This window comes from Paraliobacillus zengyii (assembly GCF_003268595.1).
Classification (GTDB): Bacteria; Bacillota; Bacilli; order Bacillales; family Amphibacillaceae; genus Paraliobacillus_A; species Paraliobacillus_A zengyii.
Genome location: NZ_CP029797.1, coordinates 2,181,674 through 2,207,957, shown reverse-complemented (window position 1 = coordinate 2,207,957; position 26,284 = coordinate 2,181,674). Strand labels below are relative to the sequence as shown.

Genomic DNA, 26,284 nt, shown 5'->3' with positions numbered 1-26,284 from the left:
CTCCTAAATTGTATTTATTAGTTGAAACATTGGTAATAGTAAAGAAAGATAAATAAAAATAATACTAAGAGCCATCACAACAAAAAAGATTGGTTGAATACGGGTAATTATTTTTTTCACTTTAATTTCAATCAGCTCGATTAAAAAATCAGCATACATTTTTAAATCTTTTATTAATAGATTATTCGTAACGTTTTTTTGGAAAATGGCATTAATATCATGTTCGAGAAGAGTACAACTTGGAAGAATTGTGGAGATAGCTTGGCCTCTTTGTAAACCTTGCATTAAAATATCACAATAATAACTGAGGAGGGGAAGCTGTTGTTGTTTAGATAGAACCTCAAAACATTCTTTCAAAGACAGTCCAGCTTGTAACAAAGAGCTTAAATGCAAGGAAAATAGAAACGTTGTGTGTAGTCGAATGACTTTCTTTATTAAGGGAATACGTTCATAGATGATAAGTTTTGTTTCAATTGATAAATTCTTTTTAACATAGATCCAATATAGAAATCCTAAACTTATTGCAACAAAACAAATAATAAATACAGTAAATAAAACATTGATTAATCGAATGGAAAATATAGTTAGGTCTGAGGTATATGCAGTAGATGAAAATAGTTGAATAAAAGAAGGATATACCGATGTTTTAATGAAATATAAAAGTAGAATAAACATAATGAAAAGAACAAATGGATACCGGATCGCTTGTTTAAACTTCTGAATCAAAGTTAATTGTTGACTTATTAACTGAATACTTTGTTTTAATGCTTTTCTAATATCTCCATGTGCCATTGAGAAAAATAAGAAGGAGATAATTTGTGAGTCGAATTTCGCTCGTTCTAATGCTAATGTAATAGAATTCCCTTCCTTAAGGGTAGTAATAATTTCTTTAGAATGATTCTCCCATTTTTGATTCCATTGCATAGCGACTAGCGCATCGAGTAACGTGTAGTGCTGCTCCAATAAACGAGCTAATCGAATTAAAAATTTATTTTGTTCATCTAAAGATAATGTTGTGGATTTTTTAATGAACACTATATTACGAATACTTTGCATATCCATAGGCAACAGCTTTCCTCCTTAACTGATCAAAAGTATGGAATTTTGGATTTTTTTCATTAGTTGTACCGTTTATTGCCTCTTGTAATACTTCACCATCTAGTAATTCTAAAATTGCTGCTCGTGAAGGAACTTGACCTTTTGTAAGGACTGGAAATAGTTCTAAAGAAGCAACAGCAATTAAGTTTTGGTCTAAATCTGTCTTTCTTATTCCCATCTCATTTAGTCGATGAATAGTACCAAAGGCATTTTTTGCATGTAACGTAGATAAAACAAGATGTCCAGTGTAAGCTGCATGAAAAACGAATTGAGCCGTCTTCTCATCACGAATTTCTCCAACCATGAGAATATCAGGATCATGTCGGAGTGCAGCTTTCAATCCAGCCTGATAAGTAATACCGCTTTTTTCATTAACTTGAACTTGAAGTAAGTCTTGGATTTCCTTTTCGATCGGGTCCTCTAACGTAATGGTTTGGTAAGATTGTTCTTGTAACAGAGCCTGCAATAAGGCATATAAGGTGGTAGTTTTACCACTCCCTGTTGGACCGGTAAATAATATTACACCACTTCGATTGGTTATCCATTGTTTAATACTATTTAGTTGATAGGGGAATAAAAATAATTGGTTTAATGAAATTGTTTCTTGTTGAGGGAGTAAACGGATAGCCAGACTTTCTGAACCATTAACAGGTAATGTGGATAATCGAAGTGATATTGTTTGTTGCTTGTATGGAAATGTAATCGCACCATTTTGGGGGCTCCGAGTTTCTCCAATATCCATGCCAGCAGTAAATTTATAATAACTTACTAAAACCTGATATTGTTTTGAATCGATTTCATAATGAAATATTCGCTTTCCGTGAATCCGAAAGTATATTTTTACTGTTGAAGTGAAAGGACAAAAATGGATATCAGATGCAGCAAGTTCTAAAGCAGCATGAATTAATTTAGTAGAAAAGAGTGCTGCAGGATTCAATAGGTTCACCTCACTTTATAATGTTACTATACAAAGCTCTTTTCAATAATGCAAGGTTGTATAAATTATTTCATTTGGCAGAAAAAGTGTTTTTATACCTACTTTTACTTTTTGTTATTTAATTTTGTTTCAGTTGAAATTAGTTTTTACAGGCTAAAATAACGCACGAAAAAAATTTAATGAAATCGAAATTTTATCCAAATCATGATATAATGAACGCAAATTTAGTCGCATAAGGAGTACATAATGGATAGTATATATTTAATTGGTTTTATGGGTAGTGGAAAAACAACGATTGCTAACCGACTAGGTACAAAAATGCAAGTAGCTGTACAGGATACAGATAAAATGATTGAACGTTTTTATCAAATGAAGATAAAAGATATATTTTTAAACTATGGGGAAGAAACTTTTAGGGATTATGAGCATCAAATGTTAAAAAAAACAGAAAAGAAAAATTGCATTGTTGCAACAGGGGGAGGAATTATCGAAACTCCAGAAAATATTTTAGAATTACAAAAACAACAAACAATATATTTGCAAGCAAGTTGGGAAGTAATAATGAATCGATTAAAGGGTGACAAGGATAGGCCGATATGGAATAATCAAGAAGTAGATAAGCAAGCACTGTTACATAAGCGTGAAGCTAGATATATCGAAGCTGCATCTATAATTGTAAACACAGATGGAAAGACAACTAATCAGATAGTAACAGAAATAATGACACTTATAAATAGGTGATTTTCAGGGTATCCTAGACATAAAACAAGAGAAAGGGAGATTTTTATGTCTGGAACTGAACTAGTACAATATATGACGGAAGAATTCATGAAATATATTGATAAACCGAAAAGGGAAAGAAAAGCACAAAGAAAAGCGCGCAAAAGAAAGAAACAAGACAATCAACCATTGTCTAATAAATGGTTTGGTTTATTGCCTGTTTCCATAAAGTTGTGGAAAAATAAAAATAATTAATAATTAATCATCTGTTTCCTTGTAATATTTCGCCTGAAGTAGGCTGACTAATATGAAAAATACCACCATTTATAATATCAATAGCGATGCTAGGTTGATATAATTCCTCAATAGCTGCCGCTTCTTTTTCATAATGAATTAATTGATCACCTGTATCAGATTGATAAAAATAATCTAACAATTTTTTTTCTTCTTGCATGAATTGCCATGATTCAATTGCCCAATCATGCTGTTTATTAAGCAGATCTGTTTCTAAATAGTGAACAATTCGTTGATAACTATTGTTTAATCGAATTAATGGACTTAAGTTATAACAATAGTCGGGTATGGTGGTATGCCATGAGAATTGCTTTATTGTGTCCATCATATTATCAATCATTGCCCCATTTATCATATGAATACCAATAGATTTGATTTCTTCTCTCTTCTGTTTTCCAATATAACTTATTTTTATATTTAAGATCAGCCAAGGTATTAAAGCAGTTTGTTGTTGGACGTTAAGTTGTTGATAGAGTCGTACACTTTCTCCTTGTGTTTTTAGCATACGAAAAATTTGCTGTAATCGTGGACTGCCAAAGTGTATTATCTCTGCTCCTTGCTCCTCCAAACTGGGATCTGTTAAGAAAGTAATTGATCCAGGCTCTCCTTTTTGTCCAATTTTTTTAATATATTGCCAATAAAAGGGACGATTCATGATATATTCATCCATCTTATCGGTTAGTTGGATAGATAATTTCCCAGGACTATTTTCCTTTATTGTACATTGATTAGCGATAAAAAAGTCATGAAGGAAATTATGAAGATTCTCGATTGCCATGTGAATTCTCCTTCTCATAAGTTAATTGCGCATCTGAAATAACCGCAGATAAATTATCCATCTTAATCCTTACTTCACCATCTGTTTGAGATTCCTTAAATATTTTCTCCATCTCATTCTCAAGGTTTGTTAATTGTAAATCTGCAAGAATCGCATCTAAATTACCAATAACTCGTTCAAACAAATGAATTTTTTCATATAATAATCGCAGAATATGATCCTCAATTGTATTCTTGATCGCAAAATTATAAATTTGTACATCGTTCTTTTGACCATAGCGGTGAATTCGACCAATCCTTTGTTCTAGACGCATTGGATTCCATGGTAAATCATAGTTAATCATTTTGTTGCAGAATTGAAGATTAATTCCTTCTCCTCCAGCTTCAGTCGCAATTAATACTTGGGCTTTATCTTTAAACAACTGACGCATCCAATCTTTTTTGCCTCGTTTAAATCCACCTCTAAATGGTACAGAGGTAATATTGTTTTGTTGTAAAAACCATTGTAAATAAACTTGCGTGGCTCTGTATTCGGTAAATATAATGCATTTTTCGTCCGATTGTTTTATTAATTCCACCACTTTAATTGCTTTCGAGTGGTTTGGTAACTCTCCTAGTTTACCTAAAAACTCTTTGTATTCATTTGCATATATACCCGCATTATCATTCTCTAAGTTTTTCTTAATCGAAAGAAAGCAAGCTTCACGTGAAGAACATAATTCACGTAAATAAGTAATTGCTGAAAAATGCGGTGCTTCTATTGTGATTTTTTTTAATTGTTCATATGCTTGCATTTCTTCATCTGTAAATTCAATTTGAATCGTTTCCACTTTTCGTTTTGTCCAATCAATGCCAGTTTCTAGTCTAAGGTTACGCACCATTACTTTTTGAACAAGTTTTTTCAAGTGTATATCTTGATCAAGATTTTTAATGTTTTTACCGAATTTTTCTGCAAATGTTTGGTAATCTCCTAGAAAGCCAGGTTTTAATATGGAAACGAGATTAAAAATATCACTTAACTTATTTTGAATAGGAGTAGCAGTTAATAACAAACAATATTTTTTCTGTAGAGATCGAATAAATTGATAATTCTTTGTTTGATGATTCTTTAATTTATGTGCTTCATCTACTAAAACAAAGTCGTATTTTTGTTGTAGAATAATCTCTCGATGTGGATCTCTTTTTGCTGTATCTATTGAAGTAATTATAATGTTGTCTTGGTCCCATATTGGGCGTTTTCTAGTTGTTACAACTGGAATATAAAACTTTTGCGTTAATTCTAATGCCCATTGATTAACTAGCGATGCAGGGACGAGAATTAGTGCTTTTTTTACTAACCCACGCATCATATATTCTTTTAAGACTAATCCAGCTTCAATCGTTTTTCCTAAGCCTACTTCATCAGCTAAAATAGCTCTACCATTCATTTCTTCTACTACTTGCTCAGCACAAGATAATTGATGTGATAAAAAAGTAACATGTGGTAATAATCTAGGTGCTTGTAATCCAGAAAAGTCATGGGTTAAAGTTGTTAAAGTAGCTTGATAAGATAAATCGAACAATTCCCATGAGCTAAATGGACCGTCTGCATTTACTTTTTCTTCTAAACTCTCGATAAATTTCGGATCTCTTTTTAATTCAATTTCCACGAAAGTCCACCTTCCGAACTATTTTTGATTTTTTTCTGTTTTCATTCGCCATTAATCTAAAATCATGCTATAATTATGTTGATTTCAAGTAAAAAAACAATGTAAATTCTAGTATGTCCAAATTTAATAATTTTACAAGCGAATGAAGATAATAGGAGAGATCACTATAATGTGACGCCGAAGGAGCAAGTATGTAATACGAATCTCTCAGGCAAAAAAGACTTTTATCTGACGCAACTCTGGAGAATGTTTATCAATGAATAAACTACCCAAGAAGCAAGTCCATTGAAAAGATGGATGAATCTTTCTGGTACAAGGACAGGGAAATTATCATAAATATGATAATTTCACCTGTCTTTTTATTTGACTAATTTAAGTTTGAGAGGGGTTTTGAGTAAATGGAAGAATTGAAGAAAACACCATTATTCTCCGAGTATGAAAAATTCAATGCTAAAACAATTGATTTTGGTGGATGGGCATTACCAGTCTATTTTACTGGTATCAAAAATGAACATCATGTAACAAGAAATAAAGTCGGTTTGTTTGATGTATCACATATGGGAGAAATACTTGTAGAAGGAAAAGAAGCAGAAGCTTTCTTGCAAAAGATGCTTACAAATGATCTGTCAAATCTTAGCTCAAATCATGCGCAATACACAATTATGTGTTATCCAGATGGTGGAACTGTGGATGACCTAATTGTTTATCAGTTAGCTAATGAGAAGTATTTATTAGTAGTGAATGCTGCTAATATAATAAAAGATTTTAACTGGTTAATGAAACATAAAGTGGAGCAGGTAACGATCACGAATCAATCAGAAAAATTCGTTCAATTAGCTATACAAGGGCCAAAGGCTGAACAAGTGTTGCAAAAAGTAATTGATAAGAAATTAGCTAATATTAAGTTTTTTGAATTTTCACAAGATGTATCTTTTAATGGATTAGATGACAAAGCACTGATCGCGCGAACAGGTTACACGGGTGAAGATGGTTTTGAAATATATATTGCAGTGAATAGTGGTGTAGCACTATGGAAAACAATCATCGAGGCAGGTAAAGACGAAGGGATTCAACCGATTGGTCTTGGCGCAAGAGATACATTAAGGTTTGAGGCTAATTTAGCATTGTATGGTCAAGAACTGAGCTCAACTATTTCACCAATTGAAGCAGGACTAGGGTTTGCGGTTAAAACAAATAAAAAAAATGATTTTATAGGTAAAAAGTTATTACTACACCAAAAAAAAGAGGGTCCACAACGTAAATTGGTAGGGATAGAAATGGTCGGAAAAGGGATACCGCGTCATGGTTACTCAGTTATGAATCAAGAGGAAGAAATAGGATTTATTACGAGCGGAACACAATCACCAACTTTAAATAAAAATATTGGTTTAGCACTAATAGCAGCAGATTATGCAATAGAAGGAAGTCTCGTAAATGTACAAATTAGAAAAAAGCAAGTCCAAGCTAAAGTAATTGCTACACCGTTTTATAGAAGGGGATAAGGGGGAGAAAAAATGGAGTTTCGCTACTTACCAATGACACAAGAGGATAAAAAGGAAATGTTAGACACTGTTGGTGTATCTACTACAGATGAGCTATTTGAGGATATACCTAATGAATTACGTTTACAGAAAGAATTACAGTTAAAAAAGCCAGCAAATGAATCGCAATTAATGCAGGAGTTAACTGCTCTAGCAAAGAAAAATGTGAACACGAAGACACATACATCCTTTTTAGGTGCAGGTGTTTATGATCACTACATTCCATCAGTAGTTGATCATATAATCTCTAGATCAGAATTTTACACTGCTTACACACCTTATCAACCTGAAATTTCACAAGGCGAATTGCAGGCTATTTTTGAATTTCAAACGATGATCTGTGAATTAACTGGTATGGATGTAGCAAATTCCTCGATGTACGATGGACCAACTGCATTAGCGGAATCAACCAATCTTAGTGTTGCACAAACAAAGAGAAAAAAAGTACTTGTTTCTAAAACAGTCCATCCTGAATCTAGAGCAATAATTGAAACGTATGGAAAAGGTCAATGTATTGAAATTATAGAAATACCTGAAAAAGATGGATTAACTGATTTAGGTATGCTTGAGACGTTAGTAGATGAAACGGTAGCAAGTGTTGTTATTCAGTATCCAAACTTTTTTGGTCAAATAGAGCCACTAGCTACTATAAGACAAGTGATGAATAATAGTAAAGCTATGTTTGTCGTATCTAGTAATCCTTTAGCACTAGGGTATTTAACACCACCAAGTGAATTTGGTGCTGATATTGTTGTTGGTGATACACAGGTATTTGGAATCCCTGCACAATTTGGTGGGCCGCATTGTGGCTATTTTGCAACTTCGAAGAAACTAATGCGTAAAGTTCCTGGAAGGTTGGTAGGGCAAACCGTAGATGAAGATGGAAAAAGAGGTTTTGTTTTAACTCTTCAAGCTCGAGAACAGCATATCAGAAGAGATAAAGCGACTTCTAATATTTGTTCAAATCAGGCATTAAACGCTCTGGCATCTTCAGTTGCAATGAGTTCATTAGGTAAAAAAGGTATTAAACAGATGGCTTGGCAAAACATGCAAAAAACTTACTATGCAAAAAAAATGCTCGAAAAACAAGAAATAGAAGTTATCTATCAAGGTGCATTATTTAATGAAATAGTCATCAATTTGAATCGAGATGTTGCAAAAGTAAATCGAGCATTGTTAGAAGAAGGTATGATTGGTGGATATGATTTATCTCTAATTGATAAATCATATCGAGGTTATATGTTACTTGCTGTTACGGAGATGCGGACAAAAGAAGAAATTAATAGGTTTGCTAAGAAAGTAGGTGTGATCATTGAATAATCAAGATTATCCATTAATTTTTGAATTAAGTAAGCCAGGTCGAACAAGTCATAGTTTACCGGATTTAGATGTGGAAGAGACGGATATCGAATCGCTGCTAGATCCAGCTTATATTCGGTCAACTCCTCCTAACTTACCTGAACTGAGTGAATTACAAATTATCAGACATTATACTGGATTGTCACGTCGGAATTATGGCGTGGATTCAGGTTTTTATCCACTTGGATCATGTACGATGAAATATAATCCGAAAATGAACGAAGATGTTATCCGATTAGAAGGTTTTAGTCATATCCATCCATATCAAGATCCAGAATCAGTACAAGGTGCTCTAGAGGTTATGTATGATTTGCAAACTGCTTTGACTGAAATTACTGGTATGTATGATGTTTCGCTTCAGCCAGCAGCAGGTGCACAAGGTGAGTGGACTGGATTAATGATGATTCGAGCATTTCATGAAGGAAATAATGATTTTAAACGATCAAAAGTAATTGTTCCAGATTCGGCACATGGAACAAATCCTGCATCAGCTTCCGTTGCTGGATTTGAGGCTGTTACAGTAAAAACAAACGAGCGAGGATTAGTAGACCTAGAGGATTTAAAAAGGGTTGTAGATCACCATACAGCTGCACTAATGCTAACGAATCCGAATACATTAGGTTTGTTTGAAGAAGAAATTACCGAAATGGCTCGAATAATTCATGATGTTGGTGGTCGATTATACTATGATGGGGCTAATTTAAACGCGATTATGGGATATACAAGACCCGGTGATATGGGTTTTGATGTTGTTCATTTGAATTTACACAAAACGTTCACTGGCCCACATGGTGGTGGTGGACCTGGATCTGGACCTGTTGGTGTATCGGAAGAAATTGCACGATTTTTACCAAAACCAGTGTTAAGAAAACATAATAATAAATTCGAATTGGATTATGATCGTCCACACTCAATAGGCAGAGTGAAACCTTTTTATGGGAATTTTGGCATCAATGTACGTGCATATACCTATATTAGGACAATGGGTGCAGAAGGTTTGAAAAAGGTCAGTGAATATGCTGTATTAAATGCTAATTATATGATGCGAAGATTAGAACCAGTATTTAAATTACCATATTCACAACACTGTAAACATGAATTTGTCTTATCGGGAGAAAACCAAAAAAAATTAGGTGTTCGAACATTAGATATTGCTAAACGGTTGTTGGACTTTGGGTATCATCCACCAACGATTTATTTCCCTATAAATGTAGAGGAAGCCATGATGATTGAACCAACAGAAACAGAGGCAAAAGAAACACTAGACGGTTTTATAGATACAATGATAGAAATAGCAGACGAAGTAAAAAATAACCCGGAATATGTTCAAGAAGCACCACATACAACGATTGTTCGGCGTATGGACGAAACAAGAGCAGCTAGAAAACCAATATTAAAATACGAGTTCTAAATAAGAAGGCCTCTTCCAGTTGGAAGAGGCCTTCTTATTTAGTTAATAGCTTGCTTTTTTTGATTTTTTAATCTTTCCAGACCATTTTTTAAAACCGCCTTGAAGCTGACTTATGTCAGTATAGCCTTTTTTACTTAGCATTAATGCTGCTCGTCCCGTTCGAGAGCCGTTTTGACAATATAAATAGATAGCTTGATCTTTACGTAACTCATTCATGCGTTGTTTCATTTGGGTTAATGGAATATTCCGCGCTCCCAAAATGTGACCACCATCAAATTCCTTTGGTTCTCTTACATCGATTAGCTGTGCTTTACGATATCCTTCACGAAATTCTTCTTCCGAAATCGTTTTTAGTATGCGTCGTTGTTTAACATATCTATAGACACTAAATACGATTAGCGCTATTAATAGTCCAATTAAGATATACAATTCCATTTTACTTCCCCCGTTTTTATAAAAGTCATATTCTATTGTACGACAATTATATCATTTTTTCCAAAAAAATTCTTTCATTGATGCTAGATATCTTAAATTAGTATATTTAATCTATTTAAAAACTTACCAACAAGGAAAATCGCTTGTGTACATAGCAAAACTATTGTATCCTTTTTATTATAGGTATTAAAGGGAATTGAAGAATTGGAGGACTACCATGCCAACACCTAGTATGGAAGATTATATAGAACAAATATACATGTTAATTGACTCAAAAGGTTATGCTCGTGTTTCTGATATTGCTGAAGCTTTAGAAGTTCACCCTTCCTCCGTTACAAAGATGGTTCAAAAACTTGATAAAGATGAATATCTAAATTACGAGAAATATAGAGGATTGATTCTAACTCCTCAAGGAAAAAAAATAGGTAAACGACTTGTATATCGACATGAGTTATTAGAACAATTTCTCGGGATAATTGGCGTAAATAAAGAAAATATTTATCATGATGTAGAAGGAATTGAGCATCATTTAAGTTGGAACTCTATCGATCGAATTGGTGATTTAGTCCAGTATTTTGAAAAGAACCCAAGTAGAGTAGAAGAACTAAAGCAATTACATAAAGAGAATGACGAATTATAATTAATTAAAAACAGAAGGAATTCGTAAATATACGTATTTCTTCTGTTTTTAAATTGTTTAATCAGATTTTCAAAAACTGTCACGTAAGTTTCTCCCAATAGCTTAAAACAGGACTCATTTGTTGCTAACAAGGCGATTTTCTACTAAGTAATTTACTTTAAAATATTGAAACTAAATTCAAGCGTAATCCGTATATCTTAGTAAGATAAACAACAAAAAGGGAGAGGTCTGCATGTTAGGCGTTATAATTACCACAGCTTTATCATTTATATTATATCTTTTCGTATTGCTCACATTGCTAATTACGAAAAAAAATAAAAAAGCTATACTTAAACACGGTGTTTCTATTTTTATAGTAGCTTTTATTTTATTTAGTATCATAATCTATGTCATTATGCCTACGATTACAATTCCAAATATGCTATTATCAAATTTACTTGTAGGTTTAATAACTACAGCTTTGTTATTTGTAATGATTGAAGGAGTTAAAGTTTATAAGGCTCCACAGAATTCGATTATTGGTTTTGTCTTTATATTAGCAATAGTAGCATTGCCTATTGTTTTTATAGCAGGATTTTTCGCATTGGATGATTCATATGAATCAATTGATAAAGAAGAACAAGATCAATCAGAACCCCTTAGTAAAGAAGATACACCAATTGCGGTTGCTCCAGAGTCAGCTCGAAACAAGATGCAAAAAGCAATGAGTGTTGTACCAAATCCTCAATTTTATGACCTAGGTAAATTACAAGTTCAAAAAATTGATGAAGAGATTGTTTATGTTGCTCCATTAGAATTTACTGGTTTTTGGAAATACCTACGAGGAAGTGAAACAGAAGGTTATTTTAGAATATCTGCGACAAATGTTAACGCGCAACCGGAGTTTGTGGATAGTAAGATGAGCTATACAAACTCAAGTTATTTTAATGACAACATTCAACGAGTTATTTACAATCAATATCCACAGTATATCCAGAGTGGAGAAGCACAAATAGAAGTGGATGAACAAGGCAAACCCTGGTACGTACAAACATTATACCAACCAGTTAAGATTACCAATAAACCAAATATGAATGAACTGATGGTAGCGGTTGTAGATCCAGTTACTGGTGAATTATCCTTATATCAAACGAATCAAGCGCCAGACTTTATCGAAGGCTCTGTTAGTTCGGAAATGGCAGCGTTACAAAATGAATATTTTGGAAATTATGTTCATGGTTGGTTTAATAGTCTTTTTGGTAAAAAAGATGTTCGAATTCCAAATGATTCAGGAACGGAGAAAAGTGTTACACCTATTTTTGATGAAAATGGAGAAATGTTTTATTTTACAGACATGACTTCTCCAAAAGAAAATATTGACTCAGCTCTTGGTTACACATTAATCCATGCGCGAACAGGAACATTAACTTATTATAATGGAGATATTAATAATGGAATAATGGATAGTGAAGGTGCAAAACAAATTGTAAATAAAGAATTTCCTGAAAAAAATTGGGAAGGCTCCATGCCAATTTTGTATAATATCGATGGGAATCCAACTTGGGTAGTAAATGTATTGGATCCTAATGGACTGTTTAAGCATTATGCATATATCGATGCATCTGATTCTGACTTTGTCGTTTTTGGCGATACAGCAGAAGGTACATTAGATGCCTATCGTATTGCGTTACAACAAGATCCTGGAAGGGTTGAATCAACTGAAGAAGTTGAAGCAGAATCAAGAAGTGGAATTGTATATCGTGTGCTTGTTATAACAACTGATACGAGCCAAGTAGTTCAGTTTTTATTAGATGGTGAAGAAACAATTTATACAATAAATGCGAGTAATCAGCCGTTAGCTGTGTTTTTACAAGAGGGTGACGAGGTTACTATGCAAGTAAAAGTTCGCGATGAGCAAACAGCAACTGTAGAAGAGATGACCATAGAGGGATTAACAGAATAGATAGTAAAATCACCAGCCCGATCAGTAAGACGGACTGGTGATTTTTTGTGACGGAATTATATATTGTACTTTTTTGTAACGTAAAATGATTAAAATCGTCTAATAAAATATAATAAAGAGGGTGAAACAAGTTGCAATGGAATGAAGACGAAATTCGAATTATTTATCGAACTTATTATAAAGATGTTTATCGATTTATTCTTTCATTTACGAAATCACAAGAAGATGCTGAAGATTTAACACAAGAAGTTTTCGTTCGCTTATTCAATACTAGTTCAAAATATAAGGGTGATTCATCAATGAAAACATGGTTGTTCACGATAGCAAAAAATATATCGATGGATCATTTTCGAAAACAAAGTAGGCAAGTAATATTGCAAGACTTTTTGCTAAATATTATTCCATTTAAGGAAAAAAGCACGGAAGAAAAAGTGGAAAGTAAAGACGAATTAGGTCAGGTGTACGATAAATTGAGTGAACTTAAAACTGATTATCGAATGGTTATCGTACTCCGAAACATGCATGATTTTTCAGTGAAAGAAACGGCAAATGTTATGAACTGGTCTGAGTCTAAAGTGAAAGTGACGTATCATCGGGCGATAAAGCAATTGCGAACATTGTTAGAAGATTATGAGCAAGGGATTAAGTCAGGAGGTGGGTTATTTGGATCAGAATAAAGAAAAAGCGCTATTAAATCTTTTGAAAAAGGAATATAACAAGATAGAGCCAAGAGATGAATTTGGTAGTGAACTGGAAGACAAATTAGTAGATAAGTTTTCTAAAAAGAAGACAATTTTTTGGTATCCTATTTTTGGGTTAATTTTTACGGCAGGATTATTTTTAATATTAATACTAAATTGGGATAGTTCAAATCAGAATGCTTCAAAACCAGCACAAGAAACGAATATAATTTCAAAGGAAAGAACAGAAGAGGAAATAGTTGGATCTAAGCCTGTTGAAGAGGTAGTGAATGATCTAAAAGCTTTGCTAGTAATGGATAATGCTACTACACCGACAACATTTCCAATTGATGATAATACTTTTTTAACTGGTTATATCGAAGAAAACACGAGTAATAGCTATAAGATATCTTATTATCAAATTAATGATTCCAGAGAAATTAATGTTGACCAATTGACAAGGTTAGATGAAGAATTAATCGCAACTTTCTCTGCTAAGGATTATAAAGAAGATTCTAATAGTCTAGAGGAGGATTTCACTGAAAATACCGATCCAATAAATGTTGAGCCTGGAGAAGAAACAGCATTAGATCTTGGGTTTGACATATATGGTAAGTATGAAGAAGATAAATTGAGGGAGAGTGTGAACTGGCAAGAAGGAAGATGGTTTCTACAAGTATCGTCTATGATATCTGACCAGATGGAGATTGAGAATATTGCTATACAAATAGTTGAATTCTTAGAAAAAAAACTTTTACCTGCACCAGACGTAGGAAATGTGTTCGTAGCATACGATGAGGGTGGTAATTCTGTCGATGTTAATATAATTTGGATAAATGATAATATTGTTTATCAATTAGAGACAACTGAGGTACCAATAAATGCATTAGATATGGTTGTATCTGTAAAATAGTTTATAGTTCTAAATTAATACGGCTTCTCCTATATATAGAATAAACACATGTTGGGGGTTCTTATGAAAATTGATGGTGTTTTTTCAGGAGGAGGAGTCAAAGCTTTTGCCTTTATCGGTGCATTGGAGGTATTGGAAGAGAAAGGTTTTACGTTTGAGCGTTTAGCCGGAACATCGGCAGGTGCAATTTTAGCGAGCTTACTTGCAGCAGGATATACTGTAAAAGAAATTGAATTAACGCTGATAAATTTAGATTTAAAAAAATTCTTGGATACAAGTATTATGGATAAATATATTCCTATTTGTAAAGTCTTTTCACTATACTTTACAATGGGCATATATAAAGGTGATGCTTTTGAGAAGTGGTTATATCAAAGACTTGCTGATAAGAATGTATATACTTTTCGTGATCTTCCAGAAGGCTTGTTAAAGGTGGTTGTTGCAGACTTATCTTTAGGTAAAATTGTTGTTTTACCAGATGACTTGGAGCGTTTATATGGAATAAAACCAGAGAGTTTCTTAATAGCGACAGCAGTTCGGATGAGTGCAAGTCTACCTTATTTCTTTCGTCCCAAGAAATTAGTCAATAAAAAAAACCAAAAAAGTATTATAGTAGATGGTGCTATTTTAAGTAATACACCGATGTGGATTTTTGATAAAGATCGTTCTATGAGAAGAAGACCTTTATTAGGTATGAATTTAAGTGCAGCATACGATCAAATCCCCGAGAAAAAGATTACAAATGCGTTTAATCTTTCAGAAGCCTTGGTTACAACGATGCGTTTAGCACATGACGCTAGATATATATCAAAAAAACATACAGATGATCTCCTATTCATACCAGTAAAAGAAGTTGATGTATCTGATTTATCGTTATCTAAAGATTCAAAAAGGGATTTAATCCTATTTGGTAAAAAAAGAGCCACATCATTTCTAACACACTGGCCTAACTAAATAAGTATTCGCTATGGAAAAAATAAGTTCCCTTTTCGTTAGCAAGTATTTTCGATTATTCACTACGCGTATTTTACAGCTACTGCACAGTTTGAAAACCAACACTATTTATGAAATAAAAAAAGAAAAGACATGCCACTAAAATGTGGCTCGATCTTTTCTTTTTTGTTTTTTTCCATCGATTACACGTAAATGCGGTGCATCAGTTTTTTTAATATGTTTTTTCTTTTTTAATATAGGTTGATTCTTTTTAATGGCTTTAGATGTCGATGCTTTTTTTGTTTGTTGATTTTTATATTTTTTCTTTGATTGTTTAACAGCTTTTTTATATTTTATTAAATCATCTGTCGTACGCTTTCGAATGATAAAGAAGTAGATTGCACCGTAAATTAATGCACCAAGACCTGCGATAATTAATATATTCATAATGAAACCTGTTGGATTTGTGAGTAATTTACTTCCTAAACCAATAATAGCAAGACCAAGAAGGATATATATCCATACAGAAAACCTATGACGGAACATTTTTTTCACCCTTTCTACTGTTTTTTTTAAAACCTTTTTTGTTTATGGCTAGGCGAATCATTTCTATCATATATTATTTCCGTAATCTATTAATTATATGCATTTATTATGCTGCTTTTTTAAAAGTCTTACATCTATTTTACTAAAAAATACAAGAAAGCACTAGTAGTAGATAAATTTTCTTTTATAACAAACCAAGCATATTGTAAAAAAAAATGGTCATCCTATATCTCGAGGTGATAAGGATGGTAGCTAAAAAACAATTAGAACAAAACAAGAGAGAACAACCGACTTCGATTATTACAAAATCACTTATGACTGGATTTGTAGGGGGTGTTTTTTGGGGGTTTATGGGATGGTTTGCTAGTTATTTTAATTTTACATCTGTATCTCCAGCATCTTTCATAATTAGGTCTTGGTTAAATAAAGATTGGACAAGCGGATGGTTAGCTGAATTAATTGCAATTATTCTAATCGGCGTATTATCATTAGCAGTAGCAATTATTTACTATTTACTGTTAAAAAAATTACGTGGATTATGGCCAAGCGCTATATTTGGAATAGCCTTATGGGGCATTGTATTCTATGTATTATTGCCGATTTTTCCGAATATATCATCTTTAAATCAGTTGAATGGTGATACGATCGTGACAACCCTTTGCTTATTTTTACTATATGGTATTTTCATTGGTTATTCTATTTCTTATGATTATCTTGATACAGTAACAAAGAAAATATTTTAATGTTATTCAAAAGTCTCAGATTAAACACAAAACAGCAGAATTATGATAAACTAGATAAAGACAAATTGACGTATAAAAAGAAGAACTTGTATGTTACTAATTAGAAGGGAAGGATTTAACATGGGGAAAATAGAAAAACTCCGTATTGTAATGAAAAAGGATAATTTAGGCGCTTTAGTAATCACAAATTCGTTTAATATAAGATATATGACGGGTTTTACTGGTACTTCAGGTATTGCGCTTATTACTGAATCGAAAGCACTGTTTATTACGGACTTTCGTTATACGCAACAAGCAGCCGATGAAGTTCCATCATTTGAAATTATTGAACATAAACAAGGTGTTATTAAAGAAATTGCTAACCAAGTGAAGACATTGGGTATAAAGCGTATTGGATTTGAAAAAACAGATCTAACATATGAGATTTTTGAAGAATATCAAAAAGAAATTAGTGCTGAGTTAGTCCCGACAAAAGGTTTAGTAGAAAAATTACGTTTGATTAAAACAGATGATGAGATTGCTATTTTAAAGGAAGCTGCTAAAATTGCAGATGCAGCATTCGAGCATATTCTAACTGTTATTAAACCTGGTGTGAAAGAAATTGATGTATCAAATGAACTAGAATTTTTCATGCGTAAACAAGGCGCTACTTCATCTAGTTTTGATATTATTGTAGCATCAGGCTATCGTTCAGCGCTCCCTCATGGTGTGGCATCCGATAAAACAATTGAAAATGGGGAGCTTGTGACATTAGATTTTGGTGCCTTATATAAAGGGTATTGTTCCGATATAACACGTACGGTGGCTGTTGGTGAAGTATCAGATGAATTACATACCATTTATGATACGGTATTACAAGCACAGTTAAAAGGTGTAGAAGGCATTAAAGCAGGAATAACTGCCAAAGAAGCCGATGCGCTTACAAGAGATTACATTACAGAAAAAGGATATGGTAAATACTTTGGTCATTCTACTGGTCACGGTTTAGGGTTAGAAGTACACGAAAGTCCAGGCCTATCATTTCGCTCAAGTGAAATTCTAAGAAGAAGGTATGGTTGTTACCGTTGAACCAGGGATATATGTACCAAATGTTGGTGGTTGTCGTATCGAAGATGATATTATTGTTACGAAAGATGGTAATAAGAGGTTGAATCATTCAACAAAAGAACTTATTATATTATAAGTTATAAAAGATAAAGAGATAGTTACTATAGGGAGGAAACAAAAAATGATTTCAGTTAATGATTTTAAGACTGGGCTAACAATTGAATTTGATGGAAGTATTTGGTCGGTCGTAGATTTTCAACATGTAAAACCAGGAAAAGGTGCAGCTTTTGTACGTTCAAAATTACGTAATTTACGAAATGGTAATATCCCAAGAAAAAACGTTTCGTGCTGGAGAAAAAAGTAGAACGAGCACATATTGAAAATAAAAAAATGCAATATTTATATGCTGCTGCTGATGTACATACTTTTATGGATACCAACACATATGAGCAAACTGAGTTGCAAGCTAGTCAAATTGAGTATGAATTAAAATTCTTAAAAGAAAATATGGAAGTTAATATTATGAGTTACCATGATGAAACAATTGGTGTATCTTTACCAAACAACGTTGAGCTTAAGGTTACTGAAACAGAACCGGGTATAAAAGGGGATACTGCAAGTGGTGGTACGAAACCTGCAATTTTAGAAACAGGTTTAAGTGTTCAAGTACCTTTCTTTATAAATGAAGGAGACATTCTTCTTATTAATACAACGGATGGTAAATATGTTTCACGTGCTTAAATAAAAAGAATGATTGAACTGGTATGCAATATGCATGCCAGTTTTTTATTTGTCCTTTTTTTGATATCTAACTAGATGTGAAATTCAAGTCATATCATATGAAGACAAGCATAGACTTACTATAAATACAAATGTGTTACTAGAGAAAGAAGTGAGGATATGATAGGAGAGATCATGAGATTATTCCCGGACATATTGAAGCGGCAGCTCATGACTAAGATTGGTTCGCGTTGGCAAAGTTTACAGGAAATTAGAGTTAGAATTGAGCGCCCAATAGAATTAGTTTTTGATACGAATACAGAGTGGCTAATAGAAAACGTCCCGGTTAAACAAGATGGGATATTTCTATTAAATCAACTCAGCCAATTTTCATTGTATCGTATGGAAGAAGAGCTAAAACAAGGTTATATAACTATTCGTGGGGGACATCGTGTTGGTCTAGCTGGAAAAGTTAACACCCTGCATGGCGAAGTGAAAGCAATTAAGGATATTACATCATTTAATATTAGAATTGCAAAAGCAAAAAAAGGTATAGCAGATAACTATATATCCTATTTATATGATGAAAGATACTTTAATACCTTGATAATTGGAGCGCCTCAAACTGGTAAAACAACATTACTGCGTGACATTGCGCGAGTAATTGGAAATGGTTGGAGTAATATTAATCCAGCTAAAGTCGGTATTATTGATGAACGATCAGAAATAGCTGGATGTATAGAAGGGATCGCCCAACATGAAATAGGTATTCGTACAGATGTATTGGACGCATGTCCTAAGACTGAAGGCATGATGATGATGATTCGTTCCATGTCTCCAGAAGTGCTCATAGTAGATGAAATTGGGACTAAAAAAGATGTAGAAGCATTGCAGGAGGCATTACATGCTGGTGTTCGTATAATCTGCACAGTACACGGTGAATCATTGAAAGATATTCAAACCCGTTCTACTTTTAAAATGTTATGGGAAGAACAAGTTTTTGATCGATTTATTTGTTTAGAACGAACTAAAAAACCGGGAGTAGTCCAATGTATTCTCGATTCAAATGGAACAAATATTGTAAAGAAACAGGGGTGGCGGAAGAATGAAATGGATAGGGGCTCTTCTTCTATTAGGCGCCACCACGTGGATCGGATTTGAAATAGCATTTCAATTGAACAACCGTCCAAAAGAAATTAGACAATTAAAAAGCGCCTTACAAATAGTTGAAGCGGAAATGGTTTATAGTCAAGCACCACTAGAAGAAGCTTTCAGAGTAGTAGCGAAACAAATTCCGCAGCCAGTTTCTTCGTTTTTTCAAGCGGTATGTCAAGATTTGCAAACTCAATCAGTAGATTTTCCTGCTAGCTGGGACAAGCATCTTACGATCTTCTTTGCCAATGTTTCTTTAGGAGATTATGAGAAGGAAATTATGCATCAATTTGGACAAACACTAGGACAACATGATATTAAACAACAAACTAAACATATTCAACTTGCTTTTACACATTTAGAACGTGCTTTAGAAGAAGCACAGGATAACCAACAAAGATACGGAAAAATGGTTAAAAGTTTAGGGTTTTTAGCTGGATTATTTATCGTCTTACTCTTGATTTAGAAAGGAGTAAAATTATGTATCAAGATGCCGCAATTCTTTTTCAAATTGCTGGAATAGGAATCATCGTAGCAATGATTCACACTATCTTAAAACAGATGGGGAAAGAGGAGTATGCACAATTTGCTAGTCTAATTGGATTTATTATTGTACTGATCGTCGTAATTGATAGCATTGACGAACTATTCCAGCAAATAAAATCCGTATTTTTATTTCAGGGGTAATGAAATGGCTATAATTCAAATTGTAACAATTGCTATCATAGCAAGTTTACTAGTTCTGTTAGTGAAAGAGCAAAAGCCAACTTTCGCATTTTTAATTGTTTTAGTAACGAGTGTGATTATCTTCTTTTTTGTAATGGAATATATTGGGAAGGTAATCGAATTAATTCGTGCATTAAGTAACAAGGCAAACATAGATAATATGTATCTGGAAACAATTTTACAAATAATTGGAATTTCATATGTTGCGGAATTTGGTGCTCACTTAACAAGAGATGCTGGATTAGTATCGGTAGCAGCAAAAATTGAATTAGCTGGAAAATTACTTATTATTGTTTTGGCAGTACCCATATTAACAGCCGTTGTTGAAACGATTCTAAACTTTCTACCGCAATAATGCTAAATAAAAGTGAGGTAAGCATATGAAGGTATATGTGAGAAGAATAGGAGTGTTTATTTTCCTTCTGTTCATATATTACCAATTCCCTGAAACCATTACAGCTACTACTTCTCCCTCATCAACGGCAGAAAATACATCTTTATTAGAGCAAGTTTCAATGGATGAAACAACTACCTATTGGAATCAGTTGGTTACAAACTATGGTGAATTTCTACCTAATATAAAAAATGTAACATTTCGCGAATTCTTACAGAATCAAGATGCACTATCCATTAAGGATTGGATTGAAGCTGTTATTTCGTACCTTGGTTACGAAGTTATACAGAATGGAAAGTTGCTAGGCACGTTAATTATATTAACGATGTGTTCGGCAGTTCTCCAGAGTATTCAAACAGCGTTCGAATCAAAAACAGTTAGTAAAGTAGCGGATATTGTAATCATGCTTGTTTTACTTATCTTAGCATTACAAAGTTTTCAACTTGCATCAACGTATGTAAACGAAACAATTATTCAGATGCGGGATTTCATGCTAGCGTTGTTACCATTAATGCTTGGTTTAATGGCCTCCTTTGGAAATTTAACAGCTGTTGCTTTTTTTCATCCGGTCGTTGTTGCGTTAATGCATTTTACTGTCGTACTTGTATCAAAAATTATACTGCCATTGTTCTTCTTATCAGCATTATTACAAATGGTTAGTACACTGAATGAAGCATTTCAAGTTACTAAGTTAGCAGAGCTATTTAAAAATTTTGGACTAGCTTTATTAGGTATAGTCTTAACCGTTTTTTTGAGCGTTGTCTCAGTCCAAGGAGCAACTTCTGCAATTCAAGATGGCATAGCAATGAAAACAACGAAATTTGTTACTAGTAACTTCATTCCAGTTGTTGGAAAGCTATTTACAGATGCAGCGGACACTGTTCTTGGTGCTTCGTTATTATTGAAAAATGCTGTTGGATTAGTTGGGTTAATTATACTGTTAATTATTGTTATCTTTCCTGCAATAAAAATCATTGTAATTGCATTGATTTATAAAATAACTGCAGCTATATTGCAACCTTTAGGTGATGGTCCGATATTAAAATGTATGGATATTATGAGTAAGCATATTTTATATTTATTTGCTGCACTGCTCGCAGTATCATTGATGTTTTTTTTGACTATTGTTTTACTCGTAATAGCAAGCAATATTACATTAATGCTTCGTTAAGAGAAAGGGCGCTTTCTGTGTCTTCCTTATTAGATTGGATTACCCAGATCATAGTATTTTTACTCTTAGTAATGATTATAGAAATGTTAATTCCACAAACCAATATGAAAAAATATATTCATACGGTATTATCTCTTTTATTTCTTTTACTTTTTTTGCAACCATTATTTCAATTTTTAAATATGGATGTGAAACAAGCAATAGACCAAGCAATGACTAAATTTGAGGGGTCGATGGATGAAAATACATTAGAAAATGAAATTGAATTAAAGAAAAATGAAATACAAGCCTCACAAGATGCATATGTTGTAGAAGAGATAGTTGTCCAAATGAAAAAACAAGTGGAAGAGGAGTTGAATAATACTTATGGTGTAACGATTTCTGATATTCATTTCCAATTTGATTCAGAGAATAATCAAGATATAGAAAACTTAAAAGAAGTAACAGTATACTTACTGGAAAATGGCAATTCAGATCAAGGTGTAGTGGAAGAAATAATTATTGGTGAACAGCAAGACACAGAGGTTACTAATGAAGCCTCTGAATCAAAACTAGATGAAATTCGTACTTATTTAACCGAAGTTTGGGAGTTAGAAAAACAAACATTAGTGTTGGTATGGGAGGGAGGAACATAATGGGAAATCCTTTCAATAAAATTTTCAGAAATTTAAAACTCAAAACAGCAGATGGTAAAAAACCAACAAAAATGGGCTATGTACTCATTCTGGGGTTAGTTGGAATACTTGTGATCATCACGAGTAGTTTATTTCAAGGAGAAACAAATTCGCTTGATCAATCAGGTGAATTATCGCAACAAGAACCAGCTGCAACAGAAGAAGAAACCTTTTTGCAAAAGGATACTAAAAGTTCTGATGTGGATGAAATTGAAACACAATATGAGACAGACTTGAAAGATTTACTTGAGAAAATTTCTGGTGTCTCAGCTGTAGAAGTAATGGTGAATTTAGATGCAACAAATAAACAAGTTTATGAGAAAAATTTAATCATCGGTACACAAACAACAGAAGAGACAGATCAAAATGGTGGAGAAAGAAGTATTGAAGATACAACAGAAGAGCAACAGATAGTAATTGTAAGGCAAGGAGACGATGAAGTACCTTTGTTAATACAAACAAAAAAACCAGAAATACGTGGTGTATTAGTTGTAGCGAAAGGTGTTGAACATCTGGAAACAAAACAGTGGGTAACAGAAGCTGTTTCACGTGTGCTAGATGTCCCAGTTCACCGTATTTCTATTATGCCAAAGAATAACGAGGAGGAATAAAAGATGTTAAAAAAACAAACAGTGTGGTTATTAACAATGCTCAGTTTAATGATTGTGTTAAGTGTATATTATATGAGTTCACCAAGTGATGGTGAATTAGCTTTTATCAATGATGAAACAGATACAGAAAATCAAATAACAACTGGAAATTTAGCTGAAGAAACAAGTGAAGAGGTTGGTTCAGGTGATGAAGAAAGTACAGAAGATCCAGCAGCTACATCGGATGAATCAGAAATATCTTCTACATCAACAGATGATCTTTTTACTACAATAAGAATGGAATTAGAGGAGACAAGAAGTGGTAGGTTAGAGCAATTAGAAAATATCGTCGCATCAAGTGCTGCTTCAACTGAAGAAAAGACACAAGCCTATGATGAGATGCAAGAATTAGATAGCATATCATCTAAAGAGTTGATATTAGAAGAAACATTAAAAGCTGATAATGGTTATACGGATGTTCTTGTTCGAACAGAAGATGAAAACGTAATTGTAACAGTTAAAGCAGATGAGTTATCTGAAACAGAAGCAAATGGAATTATGCAGATGGTACATGATGAGTTTGGCTCAATGAATGTTGAAGTGAAGTTTCAACCCAATAGTTAATCATCTAAAAAATCTATAGGTATTCTTATAAACAGCTAACCTTAAATAGGTTAGCTTATTTATTTGTGTTATGATATAACTTAATTAATGGATCATTTTAAAAAGAATAGTTGCAGTTTCTCCTATGTTTTCGTAAAATGTTGTGAGGAGTTATTAGTACCTGTTCATAACCATATGAATTAATTAATAATGAATACTTGTAAACTAAGGAGTGTAGTATATGTTAAAAATAGAAGATATTCGAGCGTTAATTAAAGAAATCGACGGATCGTCTATTGATGAATTCAGCTATGAAGTGGATGGATCAAAATTAAGTCTAAAGAAGAATACAGAGCAAGAAGTAATTGTTGAGAATAAAACGCCTATTAGTCACGCTTCAGCTTCTCCACATACAAACACGGAGTCTAATACAACTGGAGCAATCCCAATTCATTATGAAGAGCCAGTAGAAGAACAAGGTACAGATGATTATGAAATTACGTCACCAATGGTTGGTACTTTCTACCACTCCTCTTCTCCAGACGCAGAAGCGTTTGTTTCGGTAGGAGATAAAGTTACAGAAGATACAGTTGTATGTATTATAGAAGCTATGAAACTCTTTAATGAAATTGAGGCGGATGTTGACGGAGAGATCGCAGAGATTTTAGTTAAGAATGGAGAGCTAGTAGAATATGGGCAACCATTATTCAGAGTAAAGCAGAACTAAGGGGATGATTGCATGATAAAGAAACTTCTAATTGCAAATCGTGGTGAAATTGCAGTACGCATCATTCGGGCTTGCAAAGAACTTGGAATTGAAACGGTCGCTGTTTATTCTGAAGCAGATCGGGATGCGTTACATGTGCAATTTGCTGACGAAGCATACTGTATTGGTCCTTACGCAAGTAAAGACAGTTATTTGAATTTCACTAATATTATGAGCATTGCTACATTAACAGAGGTTGATGCCATCCATCCAGGTTATGGATTCTTATCAGAGAATGCTGATTTTGCAGAGATTTGTGATAAGTGTAATATTACATTTGTTGGACCGAGTGTATATGCGATCCAAAAAATGGGAACAAAAGATGTGGCTAGAGAAACAATGGAACAAGCTGGTGTACCTATCGTACCTGGTTCTGATGGCATTATTCAAGATGATAAAGAAGCAATAGAATTGGCAAATAAAATTGGTTACCCAGTAATTATAAAAGCTACTGCTGGTGGTGGCGGAAAAGGTATTCGCGTTGCGCATAATGAAGCAGAATTAGTAAAAGGTATAACGATCACACAACAAGAAGCAGAAAAAGCATTTGGTAATCCAGGCGTGTATATGGAGAAATTCATTGAAGATTTCTCACATGTTGAAATTCAAATTTTAGCAGATAATTTCGGAAATGTGATACACTTAGGTGAAAGAGATTGTTCTGTACAACGTCGTTTACAAAAGTTGATTGAAGAAACGCCTTCACCAGCAATTAACGATAAAATACGTGAACAAATGGGAGAAGCATCAGTAAAAGCTGCTCTTGCGGTGAATTATTCAGGTGCAGGTACAATTGAATTTATTTTTGATAAAAAAGATCAAAAATTTTATTTCATGGAAATGAATACACGTATTCAAGTTGAACATCCTGTTACAGAGATGGTTACTGGTGTGGATTTAATCAAAGAACAGATTAGAGTTGCAGACAATGAAGTGTTATCATTAAAACAGGAAGAAGTAATCTTTCAAGGATGGGCTATGGAGTGTCGTATAAATGCTGAAAATCCATGGAAAGATTTTATGCCTTCCCCTGGAAAAATAGAAATGTACCTTCCTCCTGGTGGTCTAGGAGTTCGTGTGGATTCTGCTGCTTACCCAGGTTATACGATTTCACCACATTATGATTCGATGATTGCGAAGTTGATTACATATGGTGCAACGAGAAAAGAAGCGATGGATCGTATGAAGCGTGCATTAGGTGAATTTATTATCGAAGGTATTTCTACTACCATACCGTTTCATTATAAAATGATGGAACATCCCGTTTTTGTGGAGGGAGATTTCAATACGAAGTTTCTGGAGAAGTACACAATAATTGAAAATGAAGAGTCCGATTAACTCTAAAAGGAGTGGATCTTAATGAGTGAGAATACAATGTTAAATGTAAGTGAAGACTCAAGTCTTGGAAAAGTTGAAATAGCACCTGTAGTTATTGAAGTTGTTGCTGGTATTGCAACTATTGAAGTAGGAGGTGTGTCATCAACTCGGGGCAATTTTGCTAGTGGTGTAGTGGAGCGCTTTGGTAAAAAAGCACATGGTAAAGGAATCAAAGTAGAATTGACTGACACTGGTGTTATGATTGATGTTTTTGTTATATTAGATTATGGTGTAACGATTCCAGTTGTTGCGCAAAAAATACAAGAAAACATTCGACAAGCATTAAAGAACATGACAGCATTAGAAATTGATGAAATTAACGTACATGTAGTTGGCATGCAAATGGACGCAAAAGAAGAAGTAGAGCAAACAGAAGAATAATGGATTTACAGACCCTAAGAGATTTTATAGGTCTCTTGATAGGGTCTTTTTTGCTTTATATAATG

28 protein-coding genes, 2 pseudogenes and 1 riboswitch are annotated in these 26,284 nt (G+C 33.5%); of the genes and pseudogenes, 24 read left to right on the top strand and 6 right to left on the bottom strand.

Features of this window, described 5'->3' with window-relative positions; translation table 11 throughout:
• Positions 1-3 precede the first annotated feature (3 nt).
• On the bottom strand, positions 4-1,062 hold the full coding sequence (locus tag DM447_RS11210) for a type II secretion system F family protein (RefSeq protein ID WP_112181299.1): 1,059 nt from the start codon (positions 1,060-1,062) through the stop codon (positions 4-6).
• The gene (gene comGA, locus DM447_RS11205) at positions 1,040-2,044 is read right to left on the bottom strand and encodes a competence type IV pilus ATPase ComGA (RefSeq protein WP_338418760.1); all 1,005 of its coding nucleotides are present in this window, start codon (positions 2,042-2,044) and stop codon (positions 1,040-1,042) included. The genes DM447_RS11210 and comGA overlap by 23 nt, the downstream gene beginning before the upstream one ends.
• A 237-nt stretch (positions 2,045-2,281) precedes the next feature.
• On the opposite strand from comGA, the gene DM447_RS11200 reads away from it, so the two are divergent.
• Both DM447_RS11200 and DM447_RS11195 read left to right on the top strand, forming a co-directional pair.
• The gene (locus DM447_RS11200) at positions 2,282-2,776 is read left to right on the top strand and encodes a shikimate kinase (protein WP_232824277.1); all 495 of its coding nucleotides are present in this window, start codon (positions 2,282-2,284) and stop codon (positions 2,774-2,776) included.
• A 45-nt stretch (positions 2,777-2,821) separates the two neighbouring features.
• Positions 2,822-3,010 carry a YqzE family protein gene (locus tag DM447_RS11195; protein ID WP_112181296.1) on the top strand — a complete coding sequence of 63 codons (189 nt, stop codon included), beginning with the start codon at positions 2,822-2,824 and terminating at the stop codon, positions 3,008-3,010.
• Positions 3,011-3,017: 7 nt separating this feature from the next.
• Here DM447_RS11195 and DM447_RS11190 read toward each other — a convergent pair whose 3' ends face one another.
• Positions 3,018-3,827: a YqhG family protein gene (locus DM447_RS11190; protein WP_157967389.1), complete on the bottom strand. Its 810-nt coding sequence runs from the start codon at positions 3,825-3,827 to the stop codon at positions 3,018-3,020.
• A complete protein-coding gene (locus DM447_RS11185) occupies positions 3,805-5,475 on the bottom strand; it encodes a DEAD/DEAH box helicase (RefSeq protein ID WP_112181294.1) in 1,671 nt (556 codons plus the stop codon). The genes DM447_RS11190 and DM447_RS11185 overlap by 23 nt, the downstream gene beginning before the upstream one ends.
• A gap of 142 nt (positions 5,476-5,617) precedes the next feature.
• Positions 5,618-5,709, top strand: a riboswitch (glycine riboswitch).
• Between the two features lie 164 nt (positions 5,710-5,873).
• Here DM447_RS11185 and gcvT point away from each other — a divergent pair.
• From gcvT to gcvPB, 3 genes are read left to right on the top strand one after another with little or no spacing between them, the layout of a single operon-like run.
• A complete protein-coding gene (gcvT, locus tag DM447_RS11180; protein ID WP_112181293.1) occupies positions 5,874-6,977 on the top strand; it encodes a glycine cleavage system aminomethyltransferase GcvT in 1,104 nt (367 codons plus the stop codon).
• A gap of 12 nt (positions 6,978-6,989) precedes the next feature.
• Complete coding sequence (gcvPA, locus tag DM447_RS11175; RefSeq protein ID WP_112181292.1) at positions 6,990-8,336, top strand: aminomethyl-transferring glycine dehydrogenase subunit GcvPA; 1,347 nt, start codon at positions 6,990-6,992, stop codon at positions 8,334-8,336.
• Positions 8,329-9,786 (top strand): aminomethyl-transferring glycine dehydrogenase subunit GcvPB, encoded by a 1,458-nt coding sequence (gene gcvPB, locus DM447_RS11170; protein WP_112181291.1) that lies wholly within the window; start codon positions 8,329-8,331, stop codon positions 9,784-9,786. The genes gcvPA and gcvPB overlap by 8 nt, the downstream gene beginning before the upstream one ends.
• A 42-nt stretch (positions 9,787-9,828) precedes the next feature.
• Here the strand turns inward: gcvPB and DM447_RS11165 are convergent, their stop codons facing one another.
• Complete coding sequence (locus DM447_RS11165; RefSeq protein WP_112181290.1) at positions 9,829-10,221, bottom strand: rhodanese-like domain-containing protein; 393 nt, start codon at positions 10,219-10,221, stop codon at positions 9,829-9,831.
• Between the two features lie 217 nt (positions 10,222-10,438).
• On the opposite strand from DM447_RS11165, the gene mntR reads away from it, so the two are divergent.
• The 5 genes from mntR to DM447_RS11140 all read left to right on the top strand — a co-directional run bounded on the left by mntR (position 10,439) and on the right by DM447_RS11140 (position 15,350).
• On the top strand, positions 10,439-10,861 hold the full coding sequence (gene mntR / locus DM447_RS11160) for a transcriptional regulator MntR (protein ID WP_112181289.1): 423 nt from the start codon (positions 10,439-10,441) through the stop codon (positions 10,859-10,861).
• 232 nt (positions 10,862-11,093) lie between these two features.
• Positions 11,094-12,803 (top strand): DNA-binding protein, encoded by a 1,710-nt coding sequence (locus DM447_RS11155; protein WP_112181288.1) that lies wholly within the window; start codon positions 11,094-11,096, stop codon positions 12,801-12,803.
• A gap of 131 nt (positions 12,804-12,934) precedes the next feature.
• Positions 12,935-13,480 carry an RNA polymerase sigma factor gene (locus tag DM447_RS11150; RefSeq protein WP_112181287.1) on the top strand — a complete coding sequence of 182 codons (546 nt, stop codon included), beginning with the start codon at positions 12,935-12,937 and terminating at the stop codon, positions 13,478-13,480.
• Positions 13,467-14,396 (top strand): hypothetical protein, encoded by a 930-nt coding sequence (locus tag DM447_RS11145; protein WP_112181286.1) that lies wholly within the window; start codon positions 13,467-13,469, stop codon positions 14,394-14,396. Before DM447_RS11150 ends, DM447_RS11145 begins: the two co-directional genes overlap by 14 nt.
• 63 nt (positions 14,397-14,459) lie before the next feature.
• Positions 14,460-15,350, top strand: coding sequence for a patatin-like phospholipase family protein (locus DM447_RS11140; RefSeq protein ID WP_112181285.1), 891 nt, complete (start codon positions 14,460-14,462; stop codon positions 15,348-15,350).
• A 138-nt stretch (positions 15,351-15,488) separates the two neighbouring features.
• Here the strand turns inward: DM447_RS11140 and DM447_RS11135 are convergent, their stop codons facing one another.
• The gene (locus tag DM447_RS11135; RefSeq protein ID WP_112181284.1) at positions 15,489-15,875 is read right to left on the bottom strand and encodes an SA1362 family protein; all 387 of its coding nucleotides are present in this window, start codon (positions 15,873-15,875) and stop codon (positions 15,489-15,491) included.
• 245 nt (positions 15,876-16,120) lie between these two features.
• Between DM447_RS11135 and DM447_RS11130 the strand changes: the two genes are divergently transcribed.
• The 14 genes and pseudogenes from DM447_RS11130 (at position 16,121) to DM447_RS11065 (ending at position 26,219) form a co-directional block, all read left to right on the top strand.
• A complete protein-coding gene (locus tag DM447_RS11130; protein WP_112181283.1) occupies positions 16,121-16,618 on the top strand; it encodes a YqhR family membrane protein in 498 nt (165 codons plus the stop codon).
• A 120-nt stretch (positions 16,619-16,738) separates the two neighbouring features.
• Positions 16,739-17,801, top strand: a pseudogene (locus DM447_RS11125) (M24 family metallopeptidase).
• A gap of 45 nt (positions 17,802-17,846) precedes the next feature.
• Positions 17,847-18,406, top strand: a pseudogene (gene efp / locus DM447_RS11120) (elongation factor P).
• 162 nt (positions 18,407-18,568) lie between these two features.
• A complete protein-coding gene (gene spoIIIAA / locus DM447_RS11115) occupies positions 18,569-19,546 on the top strand; it encodes a stage III sporulation protein AA (protein ID WP_255421351.1) in 978 nt (325 codons plus the stop codon).
• Positions 19,491-20,003, top strand: coding sequence for a stage III sporulation protein SpoIIIAB (gene spoIIIAB / locus DM447_RS11110; RefSeq protein WP_112181281.1), 513 nt, complete (start codon positions 19,491-19,493; stop codon positions 20,001-20,003). The genes spoIIIAA and spoIIIAB overlap by 56 nt, the downstream gene beginning before the upstream one ends.
• Positions 20,004-20,017: 14 nt before the next feature.
• Positions 20,018-20,224 carry a stage III sporulation protein AC gene (spoIIIAC, locus tag DM447_RS11105; protein ID WP_112181280.1) on the top strand — a complete coding sequence of 69 codons (207 nt, stop codon included), beginning with the start codon at positions 20,018-20,020 and terminating at the stop codon, positions 20,222-20,224.
• Between the two features lie 4 nt (positions 20,225-20,228).
• Positions 20,229-20,618: a stage III sporulation protein AD gene (gene spoIIIAD, locus DM447_RS11100; RefSeq protein ID WP_112181279.1), complete on the top strand. Its 390-nt coding sequence runs from the start codon at positions 20,229-20,231 to the stop codon at positions 20,616-20,618.
• A 25-nt stretch (positions 20,619-20,643) separates the two neighbouring features.
• The gene (gene spoIIIAE / locus DM447_RS11095) at positions 20,644-21,828 is read left to right on the top strand and encodes a stage III sporulation protein AE (protein WP_112181278.1); all 1,185 of its coding nucleotides are present in this window, start codon (positions 20,644-20,646) and stop codon (positions 21,826-21,828) included.
• Positions 21,829-21,845: 17 nt separating this feature from the next.
• Positions 21,846-22,463, top strand: a complete 618-nt coding sequence (gene spoIIIAF, locus DM447_RS11090) for a stage III sporulation protein AF (RefSeq protein WP_277871488.1) — start codon at positions 21,846-21,848, stop codon at positions 22,461-22,463.
• A complete protein-coding gene (spoIIIAG, locus tag DM447_RS11085; protein WP_198663190.1) occupies positions 22,463-23,113 on the top strand; it encodes a stage III sporulation protein AG in 651 nt (216 codons plus the stop codon). The genes spoIIIAF and spoIIIAG overlap by 1 nt, the downstream gene beginning before the upstream one ends.
• A gap of 3 nt (positions 23,114-23,116) precedes the next feature.
• A complete protein-coding gene (locus DM447_RS11080; RefSeq protein WP_112181276.1) occupies positions 23,117-23,716 on the top strand; it encodes a SpoIIIAH-like family protein in 600 nt (199 codons plus the stop codon).
• A 220-nt stretch (positions 23,717-23,936) separates the two neighbouring features.
• Complete coding sequence (gene accB, locus DM447_RS11075; RefSeq protein WP_112181275.1) at positions 23,937-24,422, top strand: acetyl-CoA carboxylase biotin carboxyl carrier protein; 486 nt, start codon at positions 23,937-23,939, stop codon at positions 24,420-24,422.
• A 12-nt stretch (positions 24,423-24,434) separates the two neighbouring features.
• Positions 24,435-25,799, top strand: a complete 1,365-nt coding sequence (gene accC, locus DM447_RS11070) for an acetyl-CoA carboxylase biotin carboxylase subunit (protein WP_112181274.1) — start codon at positions 24,435-24,437, stop codon at positions 25,797-25,799.
• 21 nt (positions 25,800-25,820) lie between these two features.
• Entirely contained in the window at positions 25,821-26,219 is a 399-nt protein-coding gene (locus DM447_RS11065) for an Asp23/Gls24 family envelope stress response protein (RefSeq protein ID WP_112181273.1), read from the top strand.
• Positions 26,220-26,284: the final 65 nt, after the last annotated feature.

Coding starts and splice junctions, on each gene's coding strand:
- DM447_RS11200 (WP_232824277.1), top strand. CDS start 2,282: ATGGATAGTATATATTTAATTGGTTTTATGGGTAGTGGAAAAACAACG.
- spoIIIAB (WP_112181281.1), top strand. CDS start 19,491: ATGAAATGGATAGGGGCTCTTCTTCTATTAGGCGCCACCACGTGGATC.
- DM447_RS11135 (WP_112181284.1), bottom strand. CDS start 15,875: ATGTTCCGTCATAGGTTTTCTGTATGGATATATATCCTTCTTGGTCTT.
- spoIIIAD (WP_112181279.1), top strand. CDS start 20,229: ATGGCTATAATTCAAATTGTAACAATTGCTATCATAGCAAGTTTACTA.
- mntR (WP_112181289.1), top strand. CDS start 10,439: ATGCCAACACCTAGTATGGAAGATTATATAGAACAAATATACATGTTA.
- DM447_RS11140 (WP_112181285.1), top strand. CDS start 14,460: ATGAAAATTGATGGTGTTTTTTCAGGAGGAGGAGTCAAAGCTTTTGCC.
- DM447_RS11210 (WP_112181299.1), bottom strand. CDS start 1,062: ATGGATATGCAAAGTATTCGTAATATAGTGTTCATTAAAAAATCCACA.
- gcvPA (WP_112181292.1), top strand. CDS start 6,990: ATGGAGTTTCGCTACTTACCAATGACACAAGAGGATAAAAAGGAAATG.
- DM447_RS11165 (WP_112181290.1), bottom strand. CDS start 10,221: ATGGAATTGTATATCTTAATTGGACTATTAATAGCGCTAATCGTATTT.
- gcvT (WP_112181293.1), top strand. CDS start 5,874: ATGGAAGAATTGAAGAAAACACCATTATTCTCCGAGTATGAAAAATTC.
- DM447_RS11155 (WP_112181288.1), top strand. CDS start 11,094: ATGTTAGGCGTTATAATTACCACAGCTTTATCATTTATATTATATCTT.
- DM447_RS11130 (WP_112181283.1), top strand. CDS start 16,121: ATGGTAGCTAAAAAACAATTAGAACAAAACAAGAGAGAACAACCGACT.
- accB (WP_112181275.1), top strand. CDS start 23,937: ATGTTAAAAATAGAAGATATTCGAGCGTTAATTAAAGAAATCGACGGA.
- spoIIIAE (WP_112181278.1), top strand. CDS start 20,644: ATGAAGGTATATGTGAGAAGAATAGGAGTGTTTATTTTCCTTCTGTTC.
- DM447_RS11190 (WP_157967389.1), bottom strand. CDS start 3,827: ATGGCAATCGAGAATCTTCATAATTTCCTTCATGACTTTTTTATCGCT.
- DM447_RS11195 (WP_112181296.1), top strand. CDS start 2,822: ATGTCTGGAACTGAACTAGTACAATATATGACGGAAGAATTCATGAAA.
- spoIIIAC (WP_112181280.1), top strand. CDS start 20,018: ATGTATCAAGATGCCGCAATTCTTTTTCAAATTGCTGGAATAGGAATC.
- accC (WP_112181274.1), top strand. CDS start 24,435: ATGATAAAGAAACTTCTAATTGCAAATCGTGGTGAAATTGCAGTACGC.
- spoIIIAG (WP_198663190.1), top strand. CDS start 22,463: ATGGGAAATCCTTTCAATAAAATTTTCAGAAATTTAAAACTCAAAACA.
- DM447_RS11080 (WP_112181276.1), top strand. CDS start 23,117: ATGTTAAAAAAACAAACAGTGTGGTTATTAACAATGCTCAGTTTAATG.
- DM447_RS11065 (WP_112181273.1), top strand. CDS start 25,821: ATGAGTGAGAATACAATGTTAAATGTAAGTGAAGACTCAAGTCTTGGA.